This window comes from Natrialba taiwanensis DSM 12281 (assembly GCF_000337595.1).
In the GTDB taxonomy this organism is placed as follows: Archaea; Halobacteriota; Halobacteria; order Halobacteriales; family Natrialbaceae; genus Natrialba; species Natrialba taiwanensis.
This window is the reverse complement of record NZ_AOIL01000017.1, coordinates 142590-167264: the sequence shown is the minus strand read 5'-3', so window position 1 is coordinate 167264 and position 24675 is coordinate 142590. Positions and strand designations below refer to the sequence as shown.

Genomic DNA, 24675 nt, shown 5'->3' with positions numbered 1-24675 from the left:
AGATGTGTATAAGAGACAGGCTCGTAGGTGTCTTCGTCGCCTTCCTCGAGCCCCTGCATGATGGCTTCGATTTCGGCTTCCGCTGCTTCGACCTCGTCCTCGGGGCCGTCTTCGAGGAACGCGTTCCCGACGCGGTAGTAGCGCACGAGGTCGTACTCGATGCGGTCGCGTTCGGGTTCGGTATCGAAGTCGTCTTCGTCGAAGGTTTCGTAGGCCCAGGTGAACGTGGCGATCTGGCGGCCGGCGTCGTTGACGTAGTAGTGGCGGTCGACATCGTAGCCGGCGGTGTCGAGCAGGTTGGCGACGGCGTCGCCGATGATCGGGTTTCGCGCGCGCCCGACGTGGACGGGGCCGGTCGGGTTGGCGCTCGTGTGTTCGACGACGACGGACTCCTCGCGGTCTGCGAGGTGGCCGTATTCCTCCTCGGTCGCGGTCTGGAGGGTTTCGGCGAGGTAGGCGTCGCTCGGCAGGAAGTTCAGGTACGGCCCCTGGGTCTGCACCGCGGCGACGTAGGTCAGTTTGTCGCTGTCGATTTCGTCCGCCAGTTGCGCGGCGACCTGCGGCGGGGCCGCGCCGGCCTCGCCGGCGAGTCGGAACGCGACGCTCGAAGCGAGCACGCTCTCGACGTCTTCCGGCGGTTCTTCGATCCCGAGGTCGTCCGTGGGGAACTCGAGTTCGGCGAGTGCGGACTCGAGTGCGCCCTCGACCTCTTCGCGTAGGGCAAGGAACATACCCGCCCGTATTCAGGGGGCAAGTAAAGGGATGTCGGGTTTCGTTGCCGGTTTGTACCGTCCGGGTGCGACGGGAGTTGACGGCGGGCCCTAACCGGTGTTCGTTTCAACCTGCTGCAGCAGGTACGATCGGATAACGGATCGACAGAACACCAGAAGAACGACAGAAAAACGATAGAACTGTAGAACGACAGAACGAGAGTCCGAATTCGTTCTACTCCGACGAGTCGGCGACTGACAGGGGCATCTCGAGTTCACCAGCCTCGTCGCGACCCGGTTCGTCCTCGGGTCCGACGCGCTCGCCGCCCAGTTCGGCCTGCACCTTCTCGATGAGCAGGTCGACGGCCATCCGATTCGCGCCCTCGGGGATGATCACGTCGGCGTTCTTCTTCGTCGGTTCGACGAACTGCTCGTGCATCGGTTTAACCGTCCCCAGATACTGGTCGATGACGCCTCCCAGGTCGCGGTCGCGCTCGACCACGTCGCGCTCGATGCGCCGAAGGATACGAACGTCCGCGTCGGTCATCACGTAGACGCGAAGGTCGAGCATCTCGAGGATCGCCTCGTCGTGCAGGGAGAGGATGCCTTCGAGAACGATCACGTCGGTGGGCTCGACGTGGACGAACTCGTCCATCCGAACGTGGCGCTCGAAGTCGTACTGGGGCATCTCGATGGACTGGCCCATGAGCAACGAGTTCAGTTGGTCCCGAAGTAGTTCCCACTCGAAGGCGTTCGGGTGGTCGTAGTTGACGCCCGCGCGTTCCTCGTAGTCGAGATGGGAAAGGTCCTCGTAGTAGTTATCGAGCGGAATGCGGGTGACGGCCTCGCCGACGGTTTCGGCGACTGTCCGCGAGACGGTGGTCTTGCCGGCACCCGTGCCGCCGGCGATGCCGATGGCGAACGACGGAATACTCATCGTCCGATCCAGGTCGGTTGGCGACATTAATCCGATGATCTGCACTCGTCGTGTCTCTCCGTCGTGTCTATGGCGGGCACTCACGCCGGTAGTGTGGTCGAAGATCGAAACGGCACTCGCAAAGAGCGCTACTGACGGAAACGAAGACCCTGACCCTGGTCCGGGGAGGCAGAAACGAGTTCAACAACGGGTCTGGACCCGAAAACGCCACGCTGCAGGGGCCACTCAAAGCGTCTTCAACCCGCTGCCGGTCAGCGGAACGACGACGTCGTCGTCCGGCGCGAGCGTGCCGTTCTCGCGGTACTGCTGGAGGGCGGCGGGGGCAACGGCGCTCGTCGGTTCGACGTAGAAGCCGTTGCGGTGGAGGCGGTCGAGCGCGGCCTCGATCGGATCGTCGCCGAGCGCGATGACCTCGCCCCCCGTTTCCGTGATCGCCTCGATAATCTGGTTCTTGCGCGCCGGGAGTTCGATCTGGATGCCGTCGGCGATGTCGGTGTCGCCCGCTCCCTCGTCGTCCTCGCCGGCCGGATCGCCGCCGAGCGCCTCGACGATGGGGGCGTGGCCCGCCGCCTGCGCGCCGAGTAGTCGGGGCATCTCGTCGACGATACCGGCCTCGTTCAGCAACGAAAAGCCTCGGTAGGCCCCGAGCAGGAGCGTCCCGTGACCGACCGGGAGGACGATCGCGTCGGGCACGGTCCACTCGCGCTGTGCTGCAACCTCGAATGCGAAGGTCATCGTGCCCGCGTAAAAGGCCGGGTTCCAGGCGTGGCTCGCGTACCAGCCGTCGCCGGATTCGACCGCGTCGATGCAGGCGTCGGTCACGTCCTGCCTGCTCCCCTCGACGCGGACGGGGCGGGCGTCGGCCCGCTGAATCGTCATCAGCTTCGACTGCTTGACGGCCGCCGGCACGTAGATATCCGCCTCGATGCCGGCCCGCGCCGCATAGGTCGCGATCGCGGCCCCGGCGTTGCCCGACGAGTCCTCGACGATCTTGTCGACGCCGAGTTCAACGGCGCGCGAGAGCGTCGTCGTCGCGCCGCGGTCCTTGAACGACCCGGTCGGAAAGACGTATTCGAGTTTGAACTGGGCGTTCCACTCGTCGTCGTCGACCAGCGGCGTAAAGCCCTCGTGGAAGGTCACGTGCGGTTCGATCGGGAGGAACTCGAAGAACGTCCAGAGGCCGTCGCTCGTGTCGAGTTGGGACAGCGAAAGCGGGTCGCCTTCGGGGTGGGGACGCTCGCTGAACTCGAGTGCGCGACCGCACTGACAGCGCCACGGTTCGTTCGGACCGGCTTGATACGTCGTCTCGCATGCGGGGCAGATGAGGTCGGTTGGCATAGTCTGTGTCAGTGGTGGGGTAGTGGGTTGGTAGTAGCGTGTTAGTAGTGGATTAGTAGTGTTCGTGGCGGTGGTAGTATAGTGTAGTATCAGTCGGTATCAGTATCGGGGGATCGTGTTTGGAGCAGTTTCAGTAGGAGTCGATGTCGGTTCCGACGGAGCAGACGTATTCGCCGGTCGCGACCTGGGGAAGGCGACGAGTTCGCCAGAGGATGCCGTCGCTGTCGGCGGTAACGGTCGCCTTGGGTTCGCCGAAGGGAGTTGTGATCTCGAAGAGAACGTCGCCGGATGCGACTTGCTCGCCGAGGTCTTTCTCGAAGCTGACGAGGCCGCCGTTCGGCGAGCCGTACTGTTCGAAGCCGTTGGCGCGGGTCTGGCGCTCGAGTTCGGTCGTGCCGTCGATGAAGTCGTAGTAGGCGAGGACGTTGAAGACACCCTCGACGCCCTTCTGAATGCTCGTTTCGTCCCAGCCGACGCAGCCGCCGAGTTCGGGGTCGATGGTTGGAATTCCGTCGTCGGGAGCGGCGCGGGCGAGTTGGCCGTCCGGGCCTTTCTGGTCCAAGACGTAGCCGCAGCCGAAGGCTTTCGCGAGTTCGAGACAGTCGTCGTGGAGGCGGTGGCGTTTTCCACAGCGGACGCGGACCTCGTCGAGCATGCGACTGGTCGAGCCCTGGTGGAGATCGAGGATGAGGTCGGCCTGGGTCGCGATATCGAAGGTGGCGGCGGCGATGCGTTCGCTTGAGGTGCCGGTTTCGGTGCCGGGGTAGGCCCGGTTCATCTTCGTATCGTCGATCGGGTTCCGGTGTTCGGCGATCTGGAACGCGTGGTAATTGACGATGCCGACGATCAGGATCGTCCCGGACAGCGTCGTCGGATCGAGCTGGGGGACGACCCGCTGGAGCACCCCAACGCCGTTGAGTTCGTCGCCGTCACTCACCGCCTGCATGTAGAGCGTCCGTCCCGGTTGCTCGCCGTTGATGACGGCGACAGGGAGACCGAACGGGCTGCCATCACGAGTTTCACCCACCTCGAGACGGCCCGTGTCGATCTCACCGGGGCCTGCACTCGCCGTTCCGAGCGTCGTCGTCATATGCCCGACGACGGACCGGTTCGTCTTTATACTGTCCTTTGACATCGAATTTCCGTCCAGTTCGCGGGTCGAGCGCGAAATGTTCGGTCGGAACCACCCCCGAGACCGACCGTTCGATAGTCACCCCAGGACGTTGTGGACCATCCCACCAATATTTTGATGTAAACACAGAAGTCATTGCATCGGACACGTCTGGATATGAGTCTCGAACAGGATCGTTCCGAGACAGACGAGGCCGACCCGTTCGACGCCTTCCGGCAGTTCTTCGCGCTCGAACGGGACGTGCTCGTGCTCTCGATCGCGATGTTCGCGTTCAGTCTCGGCTTTCAGATGACGAGTCGGTACATGGGCGAGTACATGTATGCCCTCGGCGGGACCGCGTTCGTCGTCGGCCTGTTCGGGACGTTCAGCAATATCATCAGCGCCGTCTATCCGTATCCCGGCGGCGCGATTTCGGACCGGATCGGCTCGCGGTACGCCCTCACCGCGTTCGGGCTCTGTTCGACGCTCGGCTTTGCGATCTGGTTCGCCGCGCCGCTGGTGATGGATGTCGCCGTCGGGCCGACCTCGCTCGGAATCCTCGCCGTCTTCGTCGGGCTGATCTTCTCGCAGGCCTGGAAATCCTTCGGCCTGGGGGCCTCCTTCGCGATCGTCAAACAGGCCGTCGCACCCTCGCGACTCGCGGCTGGCTTCGCGAGCACCGAGACGTTCCGCCGAACGGCCTTTCTCGTCGGCCCGCTGCTCGCCGCCGTGCTGTTCTTTCCGTTCGGCTCGACCGACAGCGAGGTGCGACTCGCGTTCCAGCTCATCCTCGTCGTCGCCATCGTCTTCGGCGTCCTCGGCACGATCGTCCAACACCTCCTCTACGAGGCCGACGAGGACAGTTTCGGCGAGAAATTCGAGGGTGTCTCCCAGCTGATCACCGATCTGCGGGAAATGCCCACCGAACTCCGGCCACTGCTGATCGGGGATACGCTCGTCCGCTTCGCCAACGGCATGGTCTACGTCTTCTTCGTCATCGTCGTCACCCGATTTCGCGAGGTCGGGCTCACGCTCTCGCTGCCCGCGGCCGGGACGGTTGAACTCTCGCCGCAGTCGTACTTCGGCATCCTGCTCGGGATCGAGATGCTCGTCGCGCTGCTGGTGATGGTGCCAGCGGCCAAGGCGGCCGAACGAGTCGGGCTCAAGCCGGTCGTCACGCTCGGCTTTGCGGTGTACGCCGTCTTTCCGGTGGTGCTCATTAGCGCGCCGCCCGACGCCGCCGTTCTCGCGATCCTCTTTGCGTTCTCGGGGCTTCGCTTTGCCGGACTGCCCGCCCACAAAGCGCTCATCGTCGGTCCGGCCGAAACGGGGGCCGGCGGCCGGGTAACCGGTGCATACTACCTGCTGCGGAATCTGATCGTCATTCCGAGCGCCGCGCTCGGCGGACTCCTCTGGGATGGTTTCGATAACCCGCTAACCGGTGACGCGGTCCTCACCGGCGATCCGGTGCTCGCGTTCACCATCGCGACGGCTATCGGACTGATCGGTACCGCGTACTTCCTCGTGTTCGGCAAAGAGTTCGACGCGTATCGGCCAAATCGCGCCTGACTGAAAGCGGAGGCGGCTCGTCCGCCGCCCCGCCGTTCACGGAACTCAGCGCGAGCGACGATACACGGCGTACGAGATCGCGATCACCGCCGCAGCGACGCCGAGCACCGTCGGCACGAGTTCGGTCGATCCCCACTCCCAGCCGAGGACTTGCGTGCCGACGACGGCGACGAGAGCGACGAGGACGCCGAGCGTCGTGATGAGGTCGGATCGGGTTTCGACCAGGGCTCCGAGTACGAGGACCATGGGTGGATCTATTGTTCTCGTATCACATAGTAGTTCCCTCGAAAACGGCCGTGTAGCGGCGAAAACGATCGGTTGGGACCGAGAGCCGGCAGTCGGGGGATCGAGAGCCGAGCCTACAGGAGCACGTCGTAGTAGTACGGACTCACGAAGCCCTCGATCACGGCCGCAATCGCGAGGAGGAGTCCCACGCCGACGAGCACCCAGAACGCCCGCTCGAGTTCGTCGGCGAACGCGACGCGGCCGGTTCGCCCGCGAAACGCGCGCCAGCCGGTCAGTCCGAGCGAGATGCCGACCGCGGAGGCGATGAAGATCGCCGGAATCTCGAAGATACCGTGCGGGAGGACGAAGGCCACGAGATCGGCGAGTTCAGCCTCGGTCTGGGCGTAGAATCCCATGTAGACGCCGTTGAACACGAGCGAGGCGATCGTCGGAAGCACCAGCGCGAGGCCGCCGAAGGCGGTCGTGATCGCGACCAGCCAGTTGTTGGCGAAGAACTCGAGGGCTGCGGCCGGCGGGAAGTGGCCCTGGAGACGGGCGGCGATCGAGGTTTCGACGCCGAGATCGGCGAGGGGAGCACCGGCCCGCCAGCCGACCCAGAAGCTCGCGACGGCGAGTGCGACGACCGTGAGTTGGAGCAGCGGCGTGTGGCGAACGTACGCGGTCATCTCGTGCCAGCCGCGGCCCAGACCGGCGCGGAGTTGTGACGGCACCGATCGGTCCGGCGGGGCGGGCGGCGTCAGCCGGCCCCGATAGCCGACGTAGAGAGCGGTCTTCAGCAAGTCAAACGCCGGTAGCAGGACGAGCATCGTCACCAGCGAGGGGAACGTGACGACATCGATGCGAAATAGGACTGCCGAAACGGCCGAGAGTGCGAGGAGCGAGCCGACGGCGAGGGCGTAGTAGAACAGCGCGCCGATCGGTTCCGACCGGATGAATCCCGCCGTTTTCGAAAGCGAGCCGAAAACGCCCGCGTCGTCGACGACGACGGCGACCGGCGCGAACGCGAACAGCGCTCGGACGAGTGCAAACAGCGCGATCATGACCAGCCCGCCCAGGAGGACGACGGGAATGCCAAGCGCCGTCGCATCCGTCGCCGCCGCAACCGCGCCCGTCGCGACGGCCGTCCCGATTCCGACGACGAGGGCCACGACAACCCACAGGATGAACTCGAGGATGAACAGCCCGAGAATGCGCAGCCAGTAGCGGCGCGCACCGGCGATACCGGCGATGAGTCCGCGTTCGCCACGAACGCGACCGTAACAGGCCCCGAGCTGTGCCGCCGAAGTGATGGCATACAGCAGCGCCACGACGACCAGACTCACAAAAACCGCCGCGATGAGGAGGGCAATCGTCGCCGGCGTCACGAGGAGGTCGACGAGCGGCTCGAACTGGCTCGCCCAGGCCTCGAACGCCGCGGATTCCGGGTCGCTCGGCGGCGGTCCGAGGTTCATCTCCTGCAGACTATTCAACAGCGAGTCGAGCCGGCTGGTTCCCGCAAGGTAGAGCACCCCGATCAGGAGTGCAGCCATCGGGACGACGCGGACGACGGCCGGAGCCGCGGCCCCGAGCAGGTACAGCGGGAGGAGATCCGACGGACGACGTCGGAACACCGACACGACTGCACCGACGGCATCGGAAAGAGACATACCCTGCCTTCGAACCAGTATCAGTTAAATGAACCTATCGACAGCACGGACCCTCTTTTTCGGCTTCCTGCCCGTACGGACAATGTCATCGACCGGATCCGCTCGGTCAGATCCCGGTGTCGTGGCAACTGCGCGGCGAAACTTACGTCACTTGCGACCGTAACCCGAGCCATGGTCACCACACTCTCCGCCGATCGGCTCGCAGAACTCCAGGACGAAGGTGCCGAGTTCACCCTCGTCGATACGCGACCCGAGGACAGCTACGAGGCCTGGCACGCCCCCGGCGCGATCAACTTCCCGTTCGGGCTCGACGAAGCACTCGACGGCCGGCTCTCGGAGTTCGAGGAAACGGTCGGCGACGCCGAGCGGGTGATCACCATCTGCGCAAAAGGGCTCTCCTCGGGGAACTTCGCGACCGAACTCGAGTCGGCCACCGACGAATACGACGTCCAGACGGTCGATGGCGGCATGAAAGGCTGGAGCGGCGTCTACGAACACGTCGAGCTCGGGGCTGAACTCGAATTCGGACTCGACGACCGCAAATTGACGATCGTCCAACTGCAGCGCCGCGCGAAGGGCTGTCTCGGCTACCTCGTCGGGTGTGCGGAGACCGGCGAGGCCGTGGTCGTCGACCCAACCGCGGACGTCGACGAGTTCGAGGTCGCAGCCGAAGAGGCCGATCTCTCCATCGTCGGCGTGATCGACACGCACGTCCACGCGGACCACGTTTCGGGCGGCCGCGACCTCGCGGACAGCCTCGACGTACCCTACTATCTCGGCGCGCGAGCCGACGAACGCGATGTCGAGTTCGACTTCACGGGACTCGAGCGCAACGAGGTGCTTCCCGTCGGCGAGCGGGAACTCAAGGCCCTCGCCGCGCCCGGCCACACGAGCGAGATGATCAACCTCCTCGTCGACGACGCCGCGCTGTTGACCGCCGATACGTTACACGTCGACTCGACGGGGCGAACCGAACTCGAGTTCAATCAGGACGAGGGCGAGGAAGGCGCACGGATGCTCTACGAAACCCTCCATCGAACGATCCTCGCGGAACCCGAGAGTATCGTCGTCCTCCCGGGCCACGTCACGGTCACGCCGGAGGGCGAGTTCGAACACAGCGCGCCCGGCGACCCAATTGCGACGACCGTCCGCGACGCCCGGACCGGTATCGACCTGCTCGGACTGGACGAGGAAGCGTTCGTCGAGCGGATGGCCGACGCCGGCGAGGAACCCTCGAACTACGGGGAGATCATCGACCGCAACCGCGGCGAACTGGAACTGGCTCCCGAGGACAGAGTCGAACTCGAACTCGGCCCGAACAACTGTTCGGCGTGATGTGAGTGGGGTGTGACTGCTCGCACCGAAAGCGAGGGCCGGTTGTGTCTGAGCTGATCGGCGGGGCTCTGACGATGCTCGACGCTACGACTCGCCGGCACTCGACTGGTGCGAGTCGAGGTGGCGCGTGATCGCAGCACTCGCCCCGATGTAGGACGCAAGTCCGACGGCGACGAGAGACACCAGCGCGGCCAGCGTCGTGTAACTGAAGACGATCTCCGTTACCATGGTGAGTGCCAGTATGTACGCAAACTAAAATATTTGTACCGAAATGTAGGCTGAAGAGACATGATCCCACAGGCGTGGTCCGACCGCGTTCACCGGGTTCGACTGTTCTTCGACGAGCACCCCGCGTTGCGCAGGTTCGCGCTGCCGCTCATCTTCATGGGTGCGGTGATCACCGTCCTTCTCCTGCTCGCGTCGGATGTCACACTCGTCGAGGCTGGACAGGTTGCCGGCCTCTTTCTCCTCGCGTCGGTCGCCGTCAGCGCGGTCGGCCTCGGTGCCGAGTGCGCTTAGAGCCGTGTTCGCCTGACGGACACGAGCACTGCCGACGACTGACGAACGGCGGCCACCACATAACGACGAGGGGCAAGAACTGTCTCTTATACACATCTNGACCGATACTGCAACTACCGGGAGTACGTCTCCAGACGCACCAGTCGCTCCGCCTCGCGGTCGACCGTGAAGAAATCCGCGAACTCGAACAGTTCTCCAGACTCGTCGCATACTCGTCCGCGAACCGCGACTGCAACACTGTCGTCTCCCGTGTTCGATTCACCGTCCCGCACTTTCTGACCTGCGATCACCGCCTCCAGTTCGTGTGTCGTCTCCGGGCTCGGCCGCTCCTCGCGCATGAACGCGACGAACGCCGCCCGGCTCTCGAAGCGCCGGTCCGGGCGGCGCTGGGTGAACTCGGGAGCGAGCACCGCCTCGAGTTCATCGTAGTCGTGGGCGTCGAGCGCGTCGTAGTAGCGTCGAACGAGACCGGTGGCGTCCATAGCTGGCTGCTTTCGGCTCGACCGTAAAAAGGATGCGCGCCTGCGGTATTGATACTGGCAGTTGCGACTGGCTTCGGTTGTAGGCGGGCCATGAACTCGTGTTCAGTACAACGGTACAACGGTAGACCCTCGATCTATCAAAAATTTAATCAAGTGTGTTGTCAATATACGCACATGGGGGAAAACGGATACCGCTCTGTGGTCGCCGTGACTCGCCTCCCGCCGCTCACAATCGGGAATCTGGCCCTCGCCCTCTTTGGATTACCGCTAGTTGTTATCCTGCTACGAGTGACTAATACAGAGATTACGCCGGTCGCTACTCTCGGAATCTACTGGGCACTGGCTCTCATCGTTATCGGGATCGCCGTGAGCGGCGAGGACCTCTCGTTGCCCGAGCTCGGATTCCGGCGACCAGCCCTCGTCGACCTCGGATACATCCTTGTGACGGGAGTCAGCATTCTGTTTGTATACATCGTGACGCCACCACTCGTCGAGGCGGTGGGCCTCCCGGTGAGTGAGGGTGCTGGCGCGATGGGTGCTGGTGTCGGGATCGGCATGGCGCTCGCTCAGTCCGTGACAGTCGGGATCGTCGAGGAGATTCTGTACCGAGGATACCCTATCGAGCGACTGCTTGCGTACACAGAGAGTTCGCTTGTCGCCCGGCGGGATCACGTGGATCGCGTTCACGGTCGCACACGCTCTGAATTGGCCGCTCGGGAGCCTTCTTCAGACCGCACTGGTTGCCGCTGTTCTTACTGTTGTTTACCTCCGTCGGCGGACGCTCGTTCCCGTTGCCGGCGCACACGTCCTCGTCTGGGTCTTTGCGGCCCTTGGCCAGTTCTATGCCTAACAGTGTTGCTGATCTGGTTTTCTCATTTAGAATTCCGCCTCAAACCAAGGCAGTCAAGTCGGTAACTGCGTATACTCCCGTAACATATTTTTCTGTATCCACAGTATCGATAATATGAACGCTGTGAAGCGTCTCTACAACCGCGCTGATGAATGGGCGAAGGGGCTCTCTCGTGTGTCGTATGCAGCCCTCTTAGGACTGTCAGCAGGTATCGGCGTTCTCGTCGTCAATCTACTGTTGAGTGCCGAGTTTGCCCTTGTTCAGGCTCTCACGATGGCGCTCGTCATGTTCAGTTTGGAGTGCGTATTCGGGTTACATCAGACAACCGAAGAGTGAACGCGATGACTACGTCCCGCACTTCTCACCGGAATCTCCGAATACCGAACTCAGCTACGTTCTCCCGAGAAAGACAATAGCATCAGATAGTCTACCAAAACGACGTTCAGCGAACGTTTACACGGTTCTGCGTCGACGTGTTCGGTATGGCAACAACCGACGAAGACGGCGACGGACCGGACGACGAGTTCAGTCCCGTCGTCGCACTCGATGAACTCGAGGAGGCGGGCCGCGAACTGGCGAGTATCGACGGTACGCCGCTGGCTATCTTCCACCACGAAGGCGAGATTCGAGCCGTAAACAACCGCTGTCCGCACATGGGGTTCCCGTTGGTCGAGGGCACGGTCGACGACGGCATCCTCACCTGTCACTGGCACCACGCGCGATTCGAACTCTCCTGCGGCGATACGTTCGATCCCTGGGCGGACGACGTACAGACCTATCCCGTCGCGGTCAGAGACGGCACGGTCTACGTGAACCCGAAGCCGACACGCGAGTTGCCGCCCGCGGAGCACTGGGCCGACCGCCTCGAAACGGGGCTCGAGGAGAACTTGCGACTCGTCACCGCAAAGTCCACGATCGGATTGGTCGACGCCGGCGTCGACTACCAGGAACCGATGGCGACGACGCTCGCGTTCGGGACCCAATATCGGGACTCGGGCTGGGGGCCCGGACTCACGATTCTCGGGTGCATGGCGAACGTGATCGACGACATCGACCCCGACGACCGAAAGCGGGCGCTGTACACCGGGGTTCGCCACGTTGCAGACGACTGCGCGGGCGAACCGCCGAGTTTCGATCAGCCCGCCTTCGACACGACAGAGGTCACCTTCGACCGCCTGAAATCCTGGTTTCGGGACTGCATCGAGGTTCGAGACGCCGACGGAGCCGAGCGCTGCCTCCGCACCGCCGTCGCGGCAGGCTATTCGAACGCCGAGGTCGCCGAACTGGTCGTCGCCGGCGCAACCGACCACCCCTATCTCACGACCGGCCACGTCCTCGACTTCGCGAACAAGGCCTTCGAGAGCCTCGAGCACACGGGCTGGGACCACGCCGATACGACGCTTGCGAGCCTGGTCGAACCGCTCGTCACCGCCTCGCGCAGCGACGAACAGTCGTCCTGGCGACAACCCGTCGATCTCGTTTCCCTGCTCGAAGACACCTACGGCGGCAGCGTCACCGAGACGAGCGGCCTCGAAGAACTCGCGGCAGCGGGCGACGACCGCTCGTGGAGCCCACCCGCCGACCTCCAGGAAACGCTCCTCGGCGACGACCCCGAGGCCATCGTCGACACGCTCGCCGACGCAATCCGACAGGGGGCGACGCCCGAAAATCTCGCCGCCGAGGTCGCTCACGCCGCCGCGACGCGCGTCGCCCAGTTCGGTACCGCAAACGAGTTCAACGACTGGAACACCGTCCACCACACGTTCAGTTACGCCAATGCGGTCCACGGGTTCGCGCGGCGAACGGATGCTATCGAACTCTATCGCGGCGTCTTCGACGGCGCGCTCTCGGTTTACCTGGATCGGTTTCTCAACACGCCACCCGCGCCGATTCCGACGGTGGGCGAGAACGACACCGGCCGCGAGGCCGATGCCGTGCTCGACGACCTGCTCGAGACGTTCGACGCCGAGGGCGAGGTTGACGCGGCAGGGCGACTGGTCGCCGAGTTCTTCGACTGCGGCGGCGACGCTGCCGACCTGAAACGGACGCTCGGCCACGGCCTGCTGCGCGAGGACGCCGGGTTCCACACGCTCCAGAACGTCGAGGTGGCGTTCCGGCAGGCTGAACTCGCCGACTCGTCGTCTGTCCCCATGTTGGCAGACAGTGGCGAGGGCGGCGAGGGCGGCGAGAGCAGCGAGGACGGTGACGGCAGCGACGGCAGCGACGAGTTCGTCCCCGGCCGCGAGCAGCGTCGGCGAGTCCCGCTGATCGCGACCGCCCGCTACATGGCGGCCCACTTCCCGACCCGCCGGGAGGCCGAACAGACGTTTACGATCGCCGCGCGACTCAACCGCGGGGAGACGATCCACGAAGCGTAAGCCGGTCTCGGATGAGTTGCGCAGCGAACGCTGTCGGTGTCGGTGGTAGTGTCGGCGTCAGCAGTGGCGTCGGCGTCAGCAGTGGCGTCGGCGTCAACATCGGCGTCGGCACCGATGTCGGTCGCGGCGCTTTTGGTTCACCCCTGCATTGACACGCACGTGGAGTGTCACATCTACTACGAGGGCGACGACGACCCGGAGAAGTGCACCGCCCGCCGTCTCGAGAAGTTCGACGAGGCGACGCTTCACCGCACGATGGGACAGGTCCCCTACGGTGTCGTCCTCAACCCCCACGCCGACCGGGCACTCTCGCCGGCCGATGCCGAGGACGGCCTCGGGACACTGGTCGCCCTCGACTGCTCCTGGGAGTCCGCCGAAGCAGCCTCCTTCAAAATGAACGGCGTCCACCGGGCCCTTCCCTTCCTCGTCGCCGCAAACCCGGTCAACTACGGCCGGCCGTTTCAGCTCACGACCGTCGAGGCGCTGGCCGGTGCGTGCTGTATCTTCGGCGACCGGAGCCGGGCCGAGGACCTTCTCAAGCCTTTCCGCTGGGGCGAGACGTTCTTGACGCTCAACGAAGAGCCCCTTCGCCGGTACAGCGAGTGTGCGAACTCGAGCGACGTCGTCGCCGTTCAGGATGATTACCTGGCCGACGACGATCCCTCTTCTGGCGAGGAGGAGACGTAAGCCGATACCTGCTCCATGCGACAGCAGGTACGAAGCCACGACAGGACCACAGCGGTTATATGCACCACGAGCAAACGGAGCGACATGCCAAGTTTCGACGCGGCCGAAGATCGGATGCTCCAGAAACTGATCTGCATGCGCTGTAACGCACGAAACGCACCGGAATCCGACCGCTGCCGCAAGTGCGGTTACAAGAACCTTCGACCGAAGGCCAAGGAACCGCGCGCAGCATAATCGGCCCGTCTCTCTCTCCGCGTTCTCTCGCACCCGATAGCGCCTCGCTTCAGTTTACGGGTAGCTCAGCCGCATCTTTCTGCTCGCTCGTATCGAAGAATTTAATTCATCTATGACTAACTTGCTACTATGTATTCATCACAATTCGTGAGTGTCCGAGAAGAGAAATACCGATGCCAGGACGGTGATCGCCAATGACGCCACTGGTCGTCGACGCGCTCCAAACCGAACTCGAGGCTGTCACTGTCGACGCGTTCGCGTTTCTCATGGCCGCGTTCGTCGCCGCCATCTTCATCGCTGTCGGCGTCTTCGCCGGCCGCAAACTGCAGCCGATCGTCCGTCGGCTCGGCCGACAAATCGAACTCGACGCCCGCGTTCGCGAAACGCCATTCGGTGAACTCTTTGCCGACGAGTCAACGGCGGTTTCGAACGCTGCAGGGACACTTGCCAAGTACTACGTCGTTCTTCTCGCAGCCTTCGCCGCCGCGACGTATCTCGGTCTGTCGCCCGTGAGCGACTGGATCGAGTTCATGGTCGGCTTTGCGCCGACGGTCGTCGCCGGCTTCGCCATCCTCGTCGTCGGGTTCGTCATTGCCGACCCGATTGCGACGATCGTCCGCGAGGCGGAGGCGGTTCAGGAGAGCAGAGTTGCGCCCCTCGCTGGCGGTGCGACGAAGGCACTCGTTTGCTTCGTAGCGGCGGTTATCGGTCTCGATACGATGGGGCTGAACGTGGCGATCCTCTATACGTTCGGCCAGGCGTTTGCGTTCGCCGCCGCGCTTGGCATCGCCCTCGCGATCGGCATCGCCTTCGGCTGGGGTGGCAAGGAATACGTCGCTGCCAACGCCGACGACTGGTTCGGTCAGTCCCCAGAATCGCGCGCCGATCCAGCGGCGGTTTCGGACGACGACTGACGACTGACCACTGATTTTCCGCTATCGAGGGATGCTCGTCCCGCAAAACGAGTGCGACGAGCGGTGTGCAGTATCAGCGGTAGGTACTGCCAGCGTTACTCGTCCGGATACTTCGGCTCGCGTTTCTCCGCCCGGTCGAGTGCCGTCTCGACGACGTCGCGAACGTCACCCTGGAAGACGCCGCCGTGGCCCGCGTACATGTACTCGACGCCATCCGGTAGTCGATCGAGCAGTCGATCGATGCTCTCGATGAGTTGCTCGCGGGACTGTCCCACCATGTCGGTGCGCCCGAAACTTCCGTAGTCGAACGCGCCGTCGTCGTGGACGACCACATCGCCCGAGAACAGCGCCGTCTCCGAGACGAACGACACGTGGTCGTCGGCGTGACCCGGCGTGTAGACGACGCTGAACTCGTCGTCGCCGATCTGAACGGTATCTCCGTCGTCAATCGAATGATCCCGTTCGGGATGGTGATCGTAGGCGTACACCTCGGGGTCGAAGGCATCGCAGACGGCCTCGAGTTCACTGACGTGGTCGCCGTGCTGATGGGTCATCACGACGGCATCGACGTCGTCCGTGTACGTGCGAATCTCGTCGACGACGCCGTCCCAGGCACCTGCATCGACGAGCGTCGTTCGGTCGCCGACGACGAGGAACGCGTTACACGTGAACGTTTCTGCGCCTTCCGTAACGTGGTGGACCTCCATACGTCCCCAGTCGAGACCCGGCATCAAAATCGTGCCGTCCGCGGTAGTGTCTCGTGTTACAGCCGCAAACGGGCGCAATCGCCGTTTCTCTCGGTATATCCCTCGATATCCGAGGATTCATAAACGAATATAAACGTGTACCCCCGGAACTTTTGAACCGGTAGGTCCAAGTAGATACTGTATGGGATTCGGGAGCTACGACGAATCCGAGCAACAGGAAGTTGATGCTGATTTTGACGACGATGACGCTGTCAAATCCGGAGAGAACAGCCACGACGGAACGATCGAGTTCGAAAACGGCGCGTCCAGCGACGAACTCCTTGACCGCCTCAAGGAAATCAAAGACGAAGACGACGGCTAACGCCGAACTCGATTTCAGTCAGTGCCGATGAAACCTGGGGGACGGGCACTGGGAATCGCCGAGTCGTATCGCAGGGACCACAGTCACGATTCGACGAGCGACCGCGATCGGAGTACGCTCGCAGGTGCCGTCGTTCGGGCCGACTGCGTCGTCGACGGGCTGGCCTACGAGCACTGTCGTGTCGGCGGAACCGATGCAACCGATAGCGTCGACTCGCTCCTCGAGACGGTGGCTCGGCCCGACGTGCAATACGTCCTGCTGGGTGCCATCGCCCCGGCCTGGTACAATTTTTTCGACCTCGAACGGATTCACGAGGCCGCGGCTCGTCCAGTGATCGCCGTCACGTTCGAGTCGAGTTCAGGACTCGAATCGGGGCTTCGCGACGCGTTTTCGGGTACCGAACTCCGGCAGCGACTCGCGGTCTATCGGCGTCTGCCGTCACGAACCGAACTGACGGTCAACGGTGAGACGGTCTACGCGCGGTATCTGGGATGCGATCGCGACGAGGCCGTCTCCGTTCTTCGGGCGTTTACGCCGGACGGCGGGCGTCCGGAGCCGCTTCGCGTCGCGCGGCTTGCGGCACGGGCGGGTGATTCGTACGCCGATACGATCGGGGACGAGTAAGTGCGCGTAAGTGAGTCACCGCGAGCCGTCAGCGAGTGCGCACAGGCCGGAGAACTCGAGGAGCTGTGGCGAGATTCGTCGGCTGACGTGGCCACGGTGAGCGAGCGTTCGACTACCGAGGCAGCAGCTGCGACCCGAAAGACGTAGTAGGTGGCCCTCGGACCCACACCCATGGGAGAGATGGAGGACTTCTGTGTCACCGAGTGTACGCGCTGTCCAGCACTCGTCGACTCACGCAGCCAAATCGTCAACGGCACCGGTCCCGAGGATGCCGACATCCTGTTCGTCGGCGAGGGCCCCGGTGCACAGGAAGACAGCCAGGGCGAACCGTTCGTCGGCCGCAGCGGCTCCGTCCTCGACGACCAGCTCCGAATCGTCGGCCTCGATCGCGACTCGGTTCGCATCACAAACTGCGTTCGCTGTCGCCCGCCTGAGAACCGCGATCCCAATACGGATGAACTCGAGAACTGTCGAGGCTACCTCGAGCAAGAGATCGATCTGCTCGACCCAGACGTACTTGTCACGCTCGGGAAGGTTCCAAGCGAACACCTGCTTGACCGCTCGGTTGCCGTCACCAAAGAGGCCGGCTCCGTCGAGGAGATTCGTCTTGGCGGTGCGCCCCGCCGGCTGCTGATCTGCGTCCATCCGGCGGCGACGCTGTACGATCGAAGCCAGGAGGAGACGTTCGAATCGGCGCTCGAACGCGCTGCCGACCTCGCCGGTGTCGACGGCAGCGCCGGTGGACAGACGCGACTCGACGGCTTCTAACGGCCCTATACCTCGTCCCGATCCGTAAACGTATACCGCCGGGCGATTTGTCCCTTCTCGAGTTCGTGAACGTCGGCGAAGTCGAACTCGACGCGCTCGCCGTCCTGCACGCCCGAGAACGTACCCCGAACCGCTGCAGTGGTCCCGTCGACGAGGATGTCGTGGATTTCGTGGCTGCCGTCCTCGAGGGGGCGGCCGGTCAGGTAGAACTCGCGGAGTTCCTCGCGACCGCTGATCGAACCCTGTCCGGGGCGTTCGTATCGAACGTCGTCGGTGAAGAGCGAGACGAGTTCGTCGTAGCGTTCGGCGTCGACGGCGTCGTAGTAGTCGCGGACGACGGCTTCCGGGTCGGCGTCGGCGGTATCAGTGTCAGTATCAGCCATACGGGAACATCGTTGTCGGGAAGCCTAATGGCTGTGTTTCTCCCCGAGTTGCGGGAGAGTTGCGAGTTGTGAGCCAGGAGCCGCGAATTGTGAGTCGAACATTGCACGAATGGCAATGCACTTCAACGCTCCCCTCCGAGTTCGGGTATGAGCACCCTTGCTGCTGACACCGAGCAGTCCCTGGCCTCCGTCGTCGTCGTCGACTACGGACTGGGGAACCTGCGAAGCGTCACGCGCGGGTTAGAACGGGCGGGTGCCGACGTCGAGATCACCGACGATCCGGACGCGTTCGAAGACGCCGACGGCGTCGTGCTGCCCGGCGTCGGCGCGTTCCGCGAGGGCGTCGAGAACGCCGCCCCGATCCGTGAGGACCTCCTTGCGGTCGCCGAGCGCGGCCAGCCGCTGTTTGGCATCTGCCTCGGCATGCAGATGCTCCTGACCGCGAGCGAGGAGGGCGCAACCGACGGCGAGGCCGCCGTCGAAGGACTCGACCTCATCCCCGGAACTAACGTCCGATTCGACGATGGACAGAAAGTCCCGCACATGGGCTGGAACGAACTCGCCGTCGAGCGCGACCACCCGCTCGTCGAGGGTGTCGACGGGGAGTACGCCTATTTCGTCCACTCCTACTACGCGATACCGGACGACGAGTTCAGCGCGCTCGCGAGCACCGACTACGAGCGCGAGTTCCCATCGATCGTGGCCAACGAGGCGGGCAACGTTTTCGGGACGCAGTTCCACCCCGAGAAGAGCGGCGAGACGGGGTTACAGATTCTACGGAATTTCGTAGAGATCTGCGCTGACACCGACTCGTAGGTACACCCGCCGGAGCGACTGTTTTCGTTCGGGACGAGTTCGGCCGGGCAGTGGCGACTCGAAGCGATCGAGGTCTCACCGCGACTCCTGCTGAACTCGAACGCCGCACCGCTTGAGCGCCGCCACCACCTGCGGCGTATCGCACGCCCCGAGCATATCGACCGCGGTGAGTTGCGGCTGAAACGGCGGCAGCCGGCCGGTGGCCATCTCGGCGAAGCTCGGGCCCAAATCGCGCGTCACGACCCGGCCGACACCGTCTCCGTCGGCGGCTATCGCCGCGTACAGCGCGTGGTACGCGCCGATGCCTTCGCCGACGAAGGATGCGCGATCCGCCCCGGTTTCCGCGCGGAGGAACTCGGCGGCCCGGAGCACGTCGAAGGCGCGCATGCCGAGTAGCGACGTTCCCAACAGCAGCGCGTCGTAGGCGAGTTTGAACTCGGTTCCGTACACGCCGTCGTCGTCCTCGACCCACGAGGGGATCGGGATCGATCGGGTTCTGACCGCCCCGATGCCCCGCGGATCGAAGACCAGAACCGTTCCGTACTCGGCGGCGAGCGACCGGACGTCCGCCGTACGATCGGGGAGCGCTTCGGTTCCGCGCTCGTAGCAGACGACGGCCGGCGCGTCAGCGGTCGACTCGGCGGCGGAGTCCGCGTCCGAGACGAGCACACCCGTAACGACGATATCGGGGTCCCGCTCGGTTTTGAACCAGACGTGCTCGACGGTGAACTCGTCCTCGGCGGTCCGCGAGATGAACCAGGGGGACAGGTCGCACCGCTCGCGGTCGAGATCGAGCCGGTTGACGACCGTCCGCCGAATCCGGTCGGTGTCACAGGCATCGTCGTTGTTGCCGTCGGTGCCGTCGTCGCTTCCGCTGCCGTTGTTGTTGTTGTCAGCAGCCACATCGACGCTGTCGACCGCCGGGCGCTCCCCGACTCTCGAATCGGCCCGATCGATATCTGCCCGGAGCAACTCGTCTATCGTTCGCTCGTCGGCGTACGCCTTGCGGACGCTGCCGTCGGGCGTGCACTGCAGGACGGACGCATCGACGACCGGCCCGAGATCGTGCGGTTCGTAGGCTGCATCGCCGAGGNGGCGTACGCCTTGCGGACGCTGCCGTCGGGCGTGCACTGCAGGACGGACGCATCGACGACCGGCCCGAGATCGTGCGGTTCGTAGGCTGCATCGCCGAGGTGATCACAGAACCACTCGAAGATCCCCGTCCCGAGTTCAGCTACCGAACAGTGGGTCGTCTCGGCGGTGACGAGGGAAACGTTGTCCGCCGCGTCGTAGCGCTCGTATACGCGCCGCGTTCTGTCGACCGTTTCGTGGACGCCCTCGATGGGAAAGTGACCGTCCGAGACCGCCGCGCCGATACAGACGGGACGCGGCGCGATCGCGGTGGTGAAGTCGTCGAAATTGAGGCCGGCCGGTATCGCGCCGGGAACGGCCTGTTCGGCGTCGATCCGCTTGCCCGTCTGCAGTCACTCGTACCGTTCGGTGATCGCACAACACGGCGCGGCCGCGGCGACTCGCTCGTCGAGCATCGAGAGGAACGCCGTCTGAATGCCGCCGCCGGAGGAGCCGACAACGCCGATTCGCTCCGGATCGACGGTTGGACGGTCCGCGAGATAGTCGAGACCGCACCGGGCGTCGTGGATCATGTATCGGGCAAGGGTCGTGCCGGCGTAGAAGCACTTCTGCCCGGCGTGGCAGTGGGCGAAGACGCCACCACCGCCGCCGACGAGTCGCTCGCCCGTCTCGAGATCACGGTACTGGTGTCGCTCACCTTGCGCGATCGGATCGACGATGAGGACGACGAAGCCGTTTCGAGCCAGTTCGTGACACGCCCGCTGATTCTCCGGCGTCACCTTGGCGGCGTCGTGGTGGCCACAGAGAAAGAGCACCGCCGGGTGCGGCCCGTCGCCGGTCGGAACGTAGCAATTCGCCGTGACGTGGAACTTCGGTCGGCTCTCGAACACGACCGACTCGATGCGGTAGCCGTCCCGTCGGACGAGTTCAGTCGTCCGGACTGTCGGCTCGGCGACGCGGTCGGGAAGGCCCCCGAGACGCGACCGAAACAGCGTTCGCAGCCGGTTGCGCCGCTCCTCGAACGTAGCGCGAGAATCGATCGACCGCTTCTCGGCGCGCTCGGCGTCGAAATGCGGGGCCGCCCGCTGGGAGACGTATCGCGGGAGTTGGTCGACAACGTCGACGTACCCGTCCACGGCGGGCCCAAATCCGTCCATGGACCCGCAATTATCTGACAACGGTGATAATTGTTCTGCGAGTGCACCCGGCGACTGGCGACGATAGCACGCTCACGATGGCTGCTCGTTTTTGCCTCTCACGCACATACGACATACTATGAGTCGGCTCCAGCGCCAGGTCAGCCTCGTGCTCGGACTCGTCCTGTTCGTCGTCTTCGGCGTCACCATCATCGGCGATCTGCTTGCGGTCGAGCGGGGCCTCATGCCGCTGCCTGAACTCGGAACCGGATCAGGACCCGGAACCGGACCAGGCGGCGATGCGGGGGCCGACAGACCGATCCATCCCGAGGGCGCGCCACTCGCGCCGCTGTCAGTCGTCGGAGCCGCACTGGTCCTCCTTGGGACGAGTTCACTGTTCGTCGCCGGATGGCGCGAATCGGTACGGCTCGCGGGCAGAGAGATCGGCTGGTGGCAGTGGATGAACGTCGGATTCTGCCTGCTGGCGCTCGGCTGGATCGGGCCGTTGCTTTGGACGGTTCAGCCGGCGATGATGTCCGGGCTCGTGGCCCTTGCCGTCGCCGTTGCGACGCTCGTGTTTGGAGCCGTTCGACTCACTCGGGAGCCACCAGCGGAAATGGTTGACGGGGATCTGTTTCCGGTCGAAGTGGCGACGACGGTTATCGTCAGCGGTGTGCTGGTGATCTTCTCGGTTCTGTACGTCCAGCTCTTTTTCAGTCTCCACTGACGCTGTGCTGCGGGAGATTCACTTCACTCCGCCCCAGCCCACTCCTCACGCGTTCACAGTCACGGTCGCAGACAGCGGGACAGCCACAGCCACGGCATAGTCATAGCAGCTCTCGAACGTCCGAATACCACATATCGTGGTAGTCGACGTGACCCACCCGGCGAGCGATCGCAACCGCGAGAACGTGCCAGCAGAGGTCGGTCGGGTCGTCGGCATCGAGATTGAACTCGCTATCCTTGCAGGTACAGCCGCCGTCCTCGACGATGTACTCGTCGTCGTAGCCGACGACGATCGTAAAGTCGCGGTAGGTCTTGACCCGGTTCTCGCCGACGGCCTCGATCGCCTGGACGCCGCGATCGCCGTGGAGACGCGAAATTCGATCGACGAGTTCGGGCGTCAACTCGCTGGTTTCCTCGAGTCGGGCCTGCCAGCGCTCGACGGGCGTCGCATCCGGCACAGTCGTGACTGTGTCCCGGACTGTAAAGTCGGTTTGGTTGTCCGCGCGCCACCACCCCTGCCACCGCTACCACCATCGGTAGACCACGTCGCTTTTCGTCCGCTACCGACGAGAACCACTATGCGCGTCACCGAGGGTGAACTCGAACTCGAGGTCCCCGGCGAGCAGACGGACGGTATCGAGGAGTCGGTGTTCTACAACCCGCGCCAGGAACTGAACCGGGATCTGACGATCGCGACGCTGCGAGCCTACCGCGAGCGGGAGGACCGCGCCGAGACCTATCTCGACGCGATGACCGCCAGCGGAATCCGGGGCGTTCGAGCCGCCGCCGACGGCTGGGACGTGACCTGCTGTGACGTCAACGAAGACGCGGTCGAACTCGCACGGACGAATCTCGAGCGCAACGACTGCGAGTCGCGAGCGACCGTCGAACACCGCAACAGCAACGCTCTCATGCACGAGCAGGTCTTCGACGTGATCGACCTCGACCCCTACGGAACGCCGATGCCTTTCGCCGACGCCGCGTTCGCGAATTGCCGCGACCTGGTCTGTGTCACCGCGACCGACACCGCCCCGCTGTGTGGCGCACACTTCAACAGCGGCGTCCGCTCGTACTCCGCAGTACCGCGAAATACCGACTACCACGCCGAGATGGGCGTCCGTATCCTCCTCTCCGCGCTCGCTCGCAGCGCCGCCCGCTTCGACGTCGGCGTCGAACCCATCCTCACCCACGCGACCAGCCACTACGTCCGCACCTACCTCGAACTCGAGCACAAGGCCACCGCCGCCGACGCCGCAATCAACACCCTCGGCCACATCTCCCACTGTGAGGACTGCCTCTACCGCGAACACGAGTTCGGGCTGCACGCAGATCCGATCGAGGAGTGTCCCCACTGCGGCGGGAATCGTATGCTCACCGCGGGACCCGTCTGGCTCGGCTCGATCCGCGACGCCGCGTTCGTCGCCGCGGTTCGCGACGAAATTCCCGACGCGTTCGGTACGGCGGAGAAGGCGCGGGACTTGTGCACGACGCTCGAAACCGAACTCGACGAGCCGACCCACTACGACCAGCACAAACTCTGTCGCAACTGGGGCCTGCCCGCGAACGCGATGGACGAGTTCCTAACCGATCTGCGCAAAGCGGGCTATGCGGCTTCCCGAGCCCATTACGGCGGCACGACGTTCAAGACGGATGCGAGCGTCGGAGAGATCCGCGAGGCGACGGCATCGGCCCTCGAGTGACGCCCCGACGCCCCACCCGTATTTGGTCGCGCCCCGCGTCTAGACGCACGTGCTCGATCGCAGGGAAGCTGAACTCGAGACGGCAAAACGAATTGTCAGCCTCGCACGAACCCAACAGTTGACGCTGCTGTCGGCCGGCGTCGCCTTCTATGCGTTTATCTCCCTCGTCCCGTTGATGTTGCTCGCACTCGGGGTCGCCGCGACGCTGGGCGGAGAAACGCTCGCGAACCGGATCACGGCCGCGGCGAACGACGTCCTCACGCCGGCGGCCCAGGAGTTGCTCGCCGAAACGCTCGTCGACGAGACGGGTCGCCAGAGCGCGACCGTCGTCGGGGCGCTTGGCGTGCTCTGGGGTTCGAGTCGCGTGTTCCGCGGACTCGATCGGGCGTTCTCGGCGGTGTACGGAACGGTGGCGTCGAAGTCGTTTCTGGATACCTTCTGGGACGCGACGGTCGTCCTGCTCGTGATCGCGGTCGGGCTCACGATCGTCGGCACGCTCGAAGTGCTGGTCGAGTTCGTCCCACTACTTCGCGTCATCGGGCCGCTGTTTATCGTGCTCGGACTGTTCGTTACGTTTCTCCCGCTGTACGTCGTGTTTCCCGACGCGGGCGTCGACGTTCGTGAGGCGACGCCGGGGACGCTTCTCGCCGCGGTCGGCTGGTACGTGCTGAGTCACGCCTTCTCGCTGTACGTCGATTTCGCCGGTGGATACGCGCTGTACGGCGCGCTCGGTGCCGTCTTTCTCGTCCTCATCTGGCTGTACGCCGGGGCGATTATCCTCGTCTTCGGGGCGGTCTGTAACGCGGTCCTTGCCGACCGTGAAGTGGATCGGCAGCTACAAAGTCCCGGCGCTCGACAGATTCGACCAGAAGCGATGACCGACGACGCCACGGGGGCCGACGAGGGGACGCCGGCGGACCGCTCGGACCCGACCGAAACGACCGCGAGCGACGGACCGGATGGACCGACTGACGAGTTCAGTCGCGCCGGCCAGGGGCGTGCGAGCGCTCGAACGCGAGATCGCTCGGACGACCCCGAAGCGCTCCGCGAGGAGATCGAGCGCCTGCGCGACCGCGTCGATACCTTCGAGTCGAACGTCGAGCGCCGAACCGTCGAGCGCGACTCTCTCGAAGGCGAACTCAAGCGGTACGTTCGCAGTCGCGTTCGACACAGCCACGCCCACGGCTGGGGGCCGTATCTCGTCTTACTCTACGGAACGCTCCTGGCGATCGCCGCGTTTCGATTTCTCGACGGCGGGTGGGCGATCCTTGCGATGTTCGTCGTCTGGACGTCGACGCTCGGCGTCTACATTCTCATGGTCCTGATCGGCGCGGGCGTCTCGCTGCTCGGCTTGCCGGGCCGGTTGCGAAATCGGATCGGGCAGTGGCGGTCCTGATTCTGTCAGA

General features: G+C 64.2%; 29 protein-coding genes. 16 read left to right on the top strand and 13 right to left on the bottom strand.

Features of this window, described 5'->3' with window-relative positions; genetic code table 11:
* The 4 genes from argS to C484_RS06260 form a co-directional block, all read right to left on the bottom strand.
* On the bottom strand, positions 1-731 hold a 731-nt coding region (gene argS / locus C484_RS06275; RefSeq protein WP_006825104.1), incomplete at its 3' end, for an arginine--tRNA ligase domain-containing protein.
* 214 nt (positions 732-945) lie between these two features.
* The gene (gene udk, locus C484_RS06270) at positions 946-1647 is read right to left on the bottom strand and encodes a uridine kinase (RefSeq protein ID WP_049915063.1); all 702 of its coding nucleotides are present in this window, start codon (positions 1645-1647) and stop codon (positions 946-948) included.
* A 225-nt stretch (positions 1648-1872) separates the two neighbouring features.
* Positions 1873-2985, bottom strand: coding sequence for a pyridoxal-phosphate dependent enzyme (locus C484_RS06265; protein WP_006825102.1), 1113 nt, complete (start codon positions 2983-2985; stop codon positions 1873-1875).
* A 130-nt stretch (positions 2986-3115) separates the two neighbouring features.
* Positions 3116-4075, bottom strand: a complete 960-nt coding sequence (locus C484_RS06260; RefSeq protein WP_006825101.1) for a succinylglutamate desuccinylase/aspartoacylase family protein — start codon at positions 4073-4075, stop codon at positions 3116-3118.
* Positions 4076-4273: 198 nt separating this feature from the next.
* On the opposite strand from C484_RS06260, the gene C484_RS06255 reads away from it, so the two are divergent.
* Entirely contained in the window at positions 4274-5665 is a 1392-nt protein-coding gene (locus C484_RS06255) for an MFS transporter (protein WP_006825100.1), read from the top strand.
* A 45-nt stretch (positions 5666-5710) separates the two neighbouring features.
* Here the strand turns inward: C484_RS06255 and C484_RS06250 are convergent, their stop codons facing one another.
* Together C484_RS06250 and C484_RS06245 are read right to left on the bottom strand one after the other, a co-directional pair.
* Positions 5711-5911, bottom strand: a complete 201-nt coding sequence (locus C484_RS06250; RefSeq protein WP_006825099.1) for a hypothetical protein — start codon at positions 5909-5911, stop codon at positions 5711-5713.
* Positions 5912-6024: 113 nt separating this feature from the next.
* A complete protein-coding gene (locus C484_RS06245) occupies positions 6025-7557 on the bottom strand; it encodes a stage II sporulation protein M (protein ID WP_006825098.1) in 1533 nt (510 codons plus the stop codon).
* Between the two features lie 171 nt (positions 7558-7728).
* Here C484_RS06245 and C484_RS06240 point away from each other — a divergent pair, with 171 nt between their 5' ends.
* A complete protein-coding gene (locus C484_RS06240) occupies positions 7729-8892 on the top strand; it encodes an MBL fold metallo-hydrolase (protein WP_006825097.1) in 1164 nt (387 codons plus the stop codon).
* An 84-nt stretch (positions 8893-8976) separates the two neighbouring features.
* Here C484_RS06240 and C484_RS23585 read toward each other — a convergent pair whose 3' ends face one another.
* On the bottom strand, positions 8977-9120 hold the full coding sequence (locus C484_RS23585; protein ID WP_006825096.1) for a hypothetical protein: 144 nt from the start codon (positions 9118-9120) through the stop codon (positions 8977-8979).
* 60 nt (positions 9121-9180) lie between these two features.
* On the opposite strand from C484_RS23585, the gene C484_RS06235 reads away from it, so the two are divergent.
* A complete protein-coding gene (locus tag C484_RS06235) occupies positions 9181-9411 on the top strand; it encodes a hypothetical protein (protein ID WP_006825095.1) in 231 nt (76 codons plus the stop codon).
* Between the two features lie 113 nt (positions 9412-9524).
* Here C484_RS06235 and C484_RS06230 read toward each other — a convergent pair whose 3' ends face one another.
* Together C484_RS06230 and C484_RS24175 are read right to left on the bottom strand one after the other, a co-directional pair.
* Positions 9525-9893 carry a nuclear transport factor 2 family protein gene (locus C484_RS06230; protein ID WP_006825094.1) on the bottom strand — a complete coding sequence of 123 codons (369 nt, stop codon included), beginning with the start codon at positions 9891-9893 and terminating at the stop codon, positions 9525-9527.
* A 282-nt stretch (positions 9894-10175) separates the two neighbouring features.
* Positions 10176-10580, bottom strand: a complete 405-nt coding sequence (locus C484_RS24175) for a hypothetical protein (RefSeq protein WP_006825093.1) — start codon at positions 10578-10580, stop codon at positions 10176-10178.
* Here C484_RS24175 and C484_RS24170 point away from each other — a divergent pair.
* The 6 genes from C484_RS24170 (at position 10525) to C484_RS06200 (ending at position 14956) form a co-directional block, all read left to right on the top strand.
* A complete protein-coding gene (locus C484_RS24170) occupies positions 10525-10743 on the top strand; it encodes a CPBP family glutamic-type intramembrane protease (RefSeq protein WP_338041830.1) in 219 nt (72 codons plus the stop codon). The genes C484_RS24175 and C484_RS24170 overlap by 56 nt on opposite strands.
* A 114-nt stretch (positions 10744-10857) precedes the next feature.
* A complete protein-coding gene (locus C484_RS06220) occupies positions 10858-11079 on the top strand; it encodes a hypothetical protein (protein WP_006825092.1) in 222 nt (73 codons plus the stop codon).
* Between the two features lie 146 nt (positions 11080-11225).
* Positions 11226-13121, top strand: coding sequence for a Rieske (2Fe-2S) protein (locus tag C484_RS06215; protein ID WP_006825091.1), 1896 nt, complete (start codon positions 11226-11228; stop codon positions 13119-13121).
* A gap of 159 nt (positions 13122-13280) precedes the next feature.
* A complete protein-coding gene (locus tag C484_RS06210) occupies positions 13281-13808 on the top strand; it encodes a DUF367 family protein (protein WP_006825090.1) in 528 nt (175 codons plus the stop codon).
* Between the two features lie 84 nt (positions 13809-13892).
* The gene (locus C484_RS06205; protein ID WP_006107874.1) at positions 13893-14042 is read left to right on the top strand and encodes a 50S ribosomal protein L40e; all 150 of its coding nucleotides are present in this window, start codon (positions 13893-13895) and stop codon (positions 14040-14042) included.
* 194 nt (positions 14043-14236) lie between these two features.
* Positions 14237-14956 carry a mechanosensitive ion channel family protein gene (locus C484_RS06200; RefSeq protein ID WP_006825089.1) on the top strand — a complete coding sequence of 240 codons (720 nt, stop codon included), beginning with the start codon at positions 14237-14239 and terminating at the stop codon, positions 14954-14956.
* Between the two features lie 95 nt (positions 14957-15051).
* Here C484_RS06200 and C484_RS06195 read toward each other — a convergent pair whose 3' ends face one another.
* Positions 15052-15663: an MBL fold metallo-hydrolase gene (locus C484_RS06195; protein WP_006825088.1), complete on the bottom strand. Its 612-nt coding sequence runs from the start codon at positions 15661-15663 to the stop codon at positions 15052-15054.
* 181 nt (positions 15664-15844) lie between these two features.
* On the opposite strand from C484_RS06195, the gene C484_RS06190 reads away from it, so the two are divergent.
* The 3 genes from C484_RS06190 to C484_RS06180 all read left to right on the top strand — a co-directional run bounded on the left by C484_RS06190 (position 15845) and on the right by C484_RS06180 (position 17416).
* A complete protein-coding gene (locus C484_RS06190; RefSeq protein ID WP_006825087.1) occupies positions 15845-16024 on the top strand; it encodes a DUF5786 family protein in 180 nt (59 codons plus the stop codon).
* 27 nt (positions 16025-16051) lie between these two features.
* The gene (locus C484_RS06185; RefSeq protein ID WP_006825086.1) at positions 16052-16648 is read left to right on the top strand and encodes an endonuclease dU; all 597 of its coding nucleotides are present in this window, start codon (positions 16052-16054) and stop codon (positions 16646-16648) included.
* 171 nt (positions 16649-16819) lie between these two features.
* Positions 16820-17416 carry a uracil-DNA glycosylase gene (locus tag C484_RS06180; protein WP_006825085.1) on the top strand — a complete coding sequence of 199 codons (597 nt, stop codon included), beginning with the start codon at positions 16820-16822 and terminating at the stop codon, positions 17414-17416.
* Positions 17417-17421: 5 nt separating this feature from the next.
* Here the strand turns inward: C484_RS06180 and C484_RS06175 are convergent, their stop codons facing one another.
* Complete coding sequence (locus tag C484_RS06175; protein ID WP_006825084.1) at positions 17422-17799, bottom strand: nuclear transport factor 2 family protein; 378 nt, start codon at positions 17797-17799, stop codon at positions 17422-17424.
* 147 nt (positions 17800-17946) lie between these two features.
* Here C484_RS06175 and hisH point away from each other — a divergent pair, with 147 nt between their 5' ends.
* Positions 17947-18615, top strand: coding sequence for an imidazole glycerol phosphate synthase subunit HisH (gene hisH / locus C484_RS06170; RefSeq protein WP_006825083.1), 669 nt, complete (start codon positions 17947-17949; stop codon positions 18613-18615).
* Between the two features lie 1484 nt (positions 18616-20099).
* Here the strand turns inward: hisH and C484_RS23960 are convergent.
* Positions 20100-20864, bottom strand: coding sequence for an alpha/beta hydrolase family protein (locus C484_RS23960; protein ID WP_204366367.1), 765 nt, complete (start codon positions 20862-20864; stop codon positions 20100-20102).
* 118 nt (positions 20865-20982) lie between these two features.
* Between C484_RS23960 and C484_RS06160 the strand changes: the two genes are divergently transcribed.
* Positions 20983-21570, top strand: coding sequence for a hypothetical protein (locus tag C484_RS06160; RefSeq protein WP_006825080.1), 588 nt, complete (start codon positions 20983-20985; stop codon positions 21568-21570).
* Positions 21571-21670: 100 nt separating this feature from the next.
* Here C484_RS06160 and C484_RS06155 read toward each other — a convergent pair whose 3' ends face one another.
* Positions 21671-22027 carry a zinc finger SWIM domain-containing protein gene (locus C484_RS06155; protein WP_006825079.1) on the bottom strand — a complete coding sequence of 119 codons (357 nt, stop codon included), beginning with the start codon at positions 22025-22027 and terminating at the stop codon, positions 21671-21673.
* Between the two features lie 120 nt (positions 22028-22147).
* Here C484_RS06155 and C484_RS06150 point away from each other — a divergent pair, with 120 nt between their 5' ends.
* Together C484_RS06150 and C484_RS06145 are read left to right on the top strand one after the other, a co-directional pair.
* On the top strand, positions 22148-23269 hold the full coding sequence (locus tag C484_RS06150; RefSeq protein ID WP_006825078.1) for a tRNA (guanine(26)-N(2))-dimethyltransferase: 1122 nt from the start codon (positions 22148-22150) through the stop codon (positions 23267-23269).
* Positions 23270-23318: 49 nt separating this feature from the next.
* Complete coding sequence (locus C484_RS06145; RefSeq protein ID WP_006825077.1) at positions 23319-24665, top strand: YihY/virulence factor BrkB family protein; 1347 nt, start codon at positions 23319-23321, stop codon at positions 24663-24665.
* The last annotated feature ends 10 nt before the right edge of the window (positions 24666-24675 follow it).

What these genes read in the sequence shown, in the direction of transcription:
- udk (WP_049915063.1), bottom strand. Translation starts at nt 1,647, where the DNA reads ATGAGTATTCCGTCGTTCGCCATCGGCATCGCCGGCGGCACGGGTGCC.
- C484_RS06265 (WP_006825102.1), bottom strand. Translation starts at nt 2,985, where the DNA reads ATGCCAACCGACCTCATCTGCCCCGCATGCGAGACGACGTATCAAGCC.
- C484_RS06260 (WP_006825101.1), bottom strand. Translation starts at nt 4,075, where the DNA reads ATGACGACGACGCTCGGAACGGCGAGTGCAGGCCCCGGTGAGATCGAC.
- C484_RS06255 (WP_006825100.1), top strand. Translation starts at nt 4,274, where the DNA reads ATGAGTCTCGAACAGGATCGTTCCGAGACAGACGAGGCCGACCCGTTC.
- C484_RS06250 (WP_006825099.1), bottom strand. Translation starts at nt 5,911, where the DNA reads ATGGTCCTCGTACTCGGAGCCCTGGTCGAAACCCGATCCGACCTCATC.
- C484_RS06245 (WP_006825098.1), bottom strand. Translation starts at nt 7,557, where the DNA reads ATGTCTCTTTCCGATGCCGTCGGTGCAGTCGTGTCGGTGTTCCGACGT.
- C484_RS06240 (WP_006825097.1), top strand. Translation starts at nt 7,729, where the DNA reads ATGGTCACCACACTCTCCGCCGATCGGCTCGCAGAACTCCAGGACGAA.
- C484_RS23585 (WP_006825096.1), bottom strand. Translation starts at nt 9,120, where the DNA reads ATGGTAACGGAGATCGTCTTCAGTTACACGACGCTGGCCGCGCTGGTG.
- C484_RS06235 (WP_006825095.1), top strand. Translation starts at nt 9,181, where the DNA reads ATGATCCCACAGGCGTGGTCCGACCGCGTTCACCGGGTTCGACTGTTC.
- C484_RS06230 (WP_006825094.1), bottom strand. Translation starts at nt 9,893, where the DNA reads ATGGACGCCACCGGTCTCGTTCGACGCTACTACGACGCGCTCGACGCC.
- C484_RS06220 (WP_006825092.1), top strand. Translation starts at nt 10,858, where the DNA reads ATGAACGCTGTGAAGCGTCTCTACAACCGCGCTGATGAATGGGCGAAG.
- C484_RS06215 (WP_006825091.1), top strand. Translation starts at nt 11,226, where the DNA reads ATGGCAACAACCGACGAAGACGGCGACGGACCGGACGACGAGTTCAGT.
- C484_RS06205 (WP_006107874.1), top strand. Translation starts at nt 13,893, where the DNA reads ATGCCAAGTTTCGACGCGGCCGAAGATCGGATGCTCCAGAAACTGATC.
- C484_RS06200 (WP_006825089.1), top strand. Translation starts at nt 14,237, where the DNA reads ATGACGCCACTGGTCGTCGACGCGCTCCAAACCGAACTCGAGGCTGTC.
- C484_RS06195 (WP_006825088.1), bottom strand. Translation starts at nt 15,663, where the DNA reads ATGGAGGTCCACCACGTTACGGAAGGCGCAGAAACGTTCACGTGTAAC.
- C484_RS06190 (WP_006825087.1), top strand. Translation starts at nt 15,845, where the DNA reads ATGGGATTCGGGAGCTACGACGAATCCGAGCAACAGGAAGTTGATGCT.
- C484_RS06185 (WP_006825086.1), top strand. Translation starts at nt 16,052, where the DNA reads ATGAAACCTGGGGGACGGGCACTGGGAATCGCCGAGTCGTATCGCAGG.
- C484_RS06180 (WP_006825085.1), top strand. Translation starts at nt 16,820, where the DNA reads ATGGGAGAGATGGAGGACTTCTGTGTCACCGAGTGTACGCGCTGTCCA.
- C484_RS06175 (WP_006825084.1), bottom strand. Translation starts at nt 17,799, where the DNA reads ATGGCTGATACTGACACTGATACCGCCGACGCCGACCCGGAAGCCGTC.
- hisH (WP_006825083.1), top strand. Translation starts at nt 17,947, where the DNA reads ATGAGCACCCTTGCTGCTGACACCGAGCAGTCCCTGGCCTCCGTCGTC.
- C484_RS23960 (WP_204366367.1), bottom strand. Translation starts at nt 20,864, where the DNA reads ATGGACGGATTTGGGCCCGCCGTGGACGGGTACGTCGACGTTGTCGAC.
- C484_RS06160 (WP_006825080.1), top strand. Translation starts at nt 20,983, where the DNA reads ATGAGTCGGCTCCAGCGCCAGGTCAGCCTCGTGCTCGGACTCGTCCTG.
- C484_RS06150 (WP_006825078.1), top strand. Translation starts at nt 22,148, where the DNA reads ATGCGCGTCACCGAGGGTGAACTCGAACTCGAGGTCCCCGGCGAGCAG.